This is a genomic window from Cupriavidus sp. 05N39, from assembly GCF_056397325.1.
In genome coordinates this window covers 1-372 of record NZ_JBFTNE010000396.1, presented here as the reverse complement: position 1 = coordinate 372, position 372 = coordinate 1, and the positions used below count along the sequence as shown (strand labels likewise).

1 protein-coding gene is annotated in these 372 nt (G+C 69.8%); it reads left to right on the top strand.

What is annotated here, in order from left to right; translation table 11 throughout:
* Positions 1-51 precede the first annotated feature (51 nt).
* Positions 52-372: MATE family efflux transporter (locus AC1DN0_RS41875; RefSeq protein ID WP_477146726.1), on the top strand; the 321-nt coding region annotated here is incomplete at its 3' end.

The window sequence follows — 372 nt, the reverse complement described above, 5'->3', positions numbered from 1 at the left end:
CCCGGTGCCTGTGCCCTCCGCGCGCTGCCGTAGTTGCCGTCCGTGATCTCCATGTCCATTGCTTCCCCCACGCCGCGCCTCTCCCAGGAAGTGCGCGCCACCGGCCTGCTTGCCTTGCCGCTGGTCCTGGGCCATGTCTCCACCGGCCTGATTTCCTTCGTCGACAACGTCATCGCCGGCCACCACGGCACCCAGACGCTGGCTGCCGTCACCATCGGCACYGCRCTGCTGTGGCTGCCGATGCTGATCCCGATCGGCACGYTGATCTCGCTCACCGCCTCGGTSTCGCAGCTGCAYGGCGCYGGCCGYGARCGCGAGATCGGCCCGCTGTTCCGCCAGGCGCTGTGGTTGGCGCTCGGCCTGGGCCTGATC